3 protein-coding genes are annotated in these 3,457 nt (G+C 50.3%); all 3 read right to left on the bottom strand.

Going from position 1 to position 3,457, the window contains the following annotated elements; translation table 11 throughout:
- Positions 1 to 248: 248 nt before the first annotated feature.
- Entirely contained in the window at positions 249 to 1,076 is an 828-nt protein-coding gene (locus tag ACR3FF_RS26305; RefSeq protein ID WP_458191042.1) for a M14 family metallopeptidase, read from the bottom strand.
- A gap of 268 nt (positions 1,077 to 1,344) precedes the next feature.
- Positions 1,345 to 1,890 (bottom strand): YdeI/OmpD-associated family protein, encoded by a 546-nt coding sequence (locus ACR3FF_RS26300; RefSeq protein ID WP_458191041.1) that lies wholly within the window; start codon positions 1,888 to 1,890, stop codon positions 1,345 to 1,347.
- A gap of 20 nt (positions 1,891 to 1,910) precedes the next feature.
- Positions 1,911 to 2,855: a VOC family protein gene (locus ACR3FF_RS26295; protein ID WP_458191040.1), complete on the bottom strand. Its 945-nt coding sequence runs from the start codon at positions 2,853 to 2,855 to the stop codon at positions 1,911 to 1,913.
- Positions 2,856 to 3,457: the final 602 nt, after the last annotated feature.

The raw sequence follows: 3,457 nt of genomic DNA, 5'->3' as shown, positions 1-3,457 counted from the left end.
GAGCGCAGGTGTTCCTCGCGCTGTGCCTTCGTCTCGTCATCGCAATCACCAACTACGAACGCGGAGACAATCCGGGAAGCACAATCATCACGGTGTGACAAGAGTTCTATGACACCCTCAGTCGAAATGAACCACTCGAGCGTTCTGCGTTCTTCGTCAGAGAGTTCGACAACATGCTTCTTTCTGCTCATTCCTGTAGAGAGGCGCTCAGAAAGCATGAACTAGCGAATACAAACCTGAAGCTACAGTTAGTTTTCGTAAGTGCGATTCATCCCATGACGGCGGAGTAGATGCCGCACGATGTTGAGCTCCCAATTACGTCGTGTATCAAGACCGGTCCCATAGCGCGTTGTCTCGACGATAAACCCTGGCTCATTGAGGTCAGCATCGACCTTATGGATGAGTAACGGGCGGTCACCATCAATAGTGTTGCCGCGTTTGAAGCGATAATAATCTTCGAATGAATCATCGAGGTGATAGCGATTCATGTACTGTGCTGTCCTCACTGCGTCTTCTCCAGCACCCGATGCAGTTGTCGGATAGATCGCCTGACCAACCCCCGCAGGACCGATGTCTTCGTTGTAAATCCCTTTCGAACTGTGAAGATTGAGCACGACATCTGGATTGTATGATGCGATAACATCCCAGATTGCACGTGCAAGTGGTGTCGTTGGCTCTTCACCAGGCGGGAATTTACGGTTGAGATTCCCATTATCGTTCGAGTAGGTATCTTGTCGAATCGCGACGGGATTCGCTCGTGGAATTGTAATAAGTGTCCCTTGGTCAATTGACCATGTTTTTATGTCATCTGCTGCTTCATAGCCCGCTTCTTCAATCCCATGAATACCCCCAACAACGATTGCGGTCGGTCCTCCGTTCTGCATATCTGTAATATACACATCAGTTTCATCTGATGTATCCTCACGGATAGTGTAGGTGGTTTGTATCGCAGCCTGGCTAGTGCCTTGAGTAGCGAGCGCGGCCGTTGCAACACCGGCCGCTAAGCCAGTGTGACGTATGAATGAGCGACGTGTTTGAATTGTCTGTTCACTACTACTTTCATGTTCTTCTACCATTGCAATCTTTGTTAAGTACGAAAATCGGTTAGTTATACAGAGGCTACAATTACTAAGGGAAGCATTACTGAATAATGTGTATCGAGAAATGATATCGAACCACAGTAACAGTAGCTGTTTTCGCAATCATCTGATTTGAGCAGCCCCTTGACAAACATTCGCCCGTAGTTCTTGTCACAAAACGCGTGGTACTGCCAGACATGAATGAGTTCGTACCGGACGGTCGAACTGAATTGCTCCCACCCTTGCGAATCGTAAGCGTCCCACGTCAGCGATTTTCCATCGACTCAATAAGCACCCCACTCTTCGATATGTCGGGGACGGTGCAGGCGCTGCGGTCAAAACAACATGGTCTGCGTTGACCGTCTTCCAGTTTCGAACAGGCTGTCTCGATCCGTCGCTCGCGTGTCTCAGACTTTTTAGCTGAGCGGATCCAGCGGATATATTCCCAGCGTGCTTTCGTCGTGATATCCTTCCAGAGGATATGTGCCTCTGGATGGGCTGCAAGAGCATTCTCCAAGTCCGCTGGCACCGTGGGTTCCGGCCATTCGCTAACCGGCTCAATCTCCAGTGTCACAGTGTCGCCAGTTTCTGCTCCAGCGTTTTCATGTATGGATTTATTGACCTCGAACCAGTGGCTTCCTTCACCGTCTGGTTCAAGCGGGATCTGAAAGTGGAATCCGTTGATGGTTCCGCGGGCCATTACCATGCCGCGTGATGGGAGCTTCTCACTGGCGCGCTCAGGTAGCCTGAGGACTGTCCGCGAGCCGATTGTAACCAGTGGAGCGGTAAAGCGGGTTTTTGATTTTGACATTGTTCTTTGGTTAATGCAGCTTAGTTTCCGTCATATGCTGATTGCAATTCTGCAACGTCGAGCTTCTTCATCTCCAGCAGTGCCTCCATCATGCGCGCATTAGCCTCTGGGTCGTCGTCCGGCAGCTCGTTCAGCATCGTCGGCGTAATCTGCCACGAGACACCGTATTTGTCCTTCAGCCAGCCACACTGCTCAGCCTGGGGTGCCGCGCTGAGTGCGTCCCAGAGTTCGTCGATTTCGTCCTGGGTTTCACAGTTGACGATGAGGGAGATGGCTTCGTTGAACGCGAAGTCCTGTTCAACGCCGGTATCCATAACGGCCAGCCAGACGTCCTCGACTTTGAAATCTCCGAAGGCAAGCGCCCCTTTCTCGGCCGGACCGGTGTCTTCCGGGTAACGTTCCAGGTGGCCCAGTTCGGTATCAGCAAAGACACTGGTATAAAAATCGATAGCTTCCTCGGCTTTGTTGACGTTGTCCTGTGTAAACATGAGGGACGGCACCAGATCCGGCCGCCAGTCGCCTTCGTTGTTGGGGAGGATGAGCTGCCATGTGACACCATATTTATCCTTCACCCAGCCGTAATAGTCGCTGAACGGGTGTTCATCAAGCTGGATGAGCACTTCCCCACCATCGACAAGCCGTGCCCATAACCCATCCATTTCCTCTTTTGTTTCTCGACTTACGAAAAACGATATCGACGGGTTGAAACTGAACTCCGGCCCGCCGTTGAGCGCGACAAACGTGAACCCCTCAACCTGGAAGGCAACCGTCATCACGCTGCCGGCTTCCCTGCCGGTTATCTCCCGCCCGGCATCCGGGTAATGGGTCGTGCCCTTGATCTCCCCGTTTTCAAACACGGAAGTGTAAAACTCCGCGGCTTCCACTGCCTGGTCATCGAACCAGAGGTTCGGAGTGATTTTTTGCCTGGATTCGACCGCGTTTTCTGTTTCAGTATATGATGTCATGCCCTGCTCCTGTACAGTAGAGACAGGCTAGCAAGCGTCATATAAACGCGCCAAGTGCAGTGAAAGTGAACCAGCACTCCCCGTGTCTCCATTTCCTCTGAAGTCAGTCAATATACTAGTACAAATTATATATAGTGTGAATTACATTACGAATTTCACATAGAACCATGCATAACAAATCTACCTTGCCGAGTTCAGATGCTGAGGGCGCAGTAAAAAGGGGCACGATTTGACGACTCATAGGCCACAAGTGAGCATTGAGTAACTTATTAAAATTATTTACAATAGCTATACATTGCTTCAACCCTATTAGTTGCTATACTGGATAAAAATATGTTTAGAGAAAATTACGAGCATCGACAGGAAGCACTCTTTTCTCCCGTCAAAGACCTTCCTGCCGGACCAAAGAAGAAATTACGGAATCACTGGTCTACCCATTTTTACGAACACGTTTTCATCCAGATTGATGAGAGAACGTTCGGACGGCTATACCACGGTGGGTATAGCCGCCCGAACAAACCGGTCAACGAGTTGGTCTCGCTGGAGATCATCAAACACCTGCTCGGACTCTCTGATGAACAGCTCGAACACGCCTATCTGTT

The sequence above is a fragment of the Haladaptatus ordinarius genome, from assembly GCF_054177595.1.
This window is presented reverse-complemented; position numbering and strand designations above follow the sequence as displayed.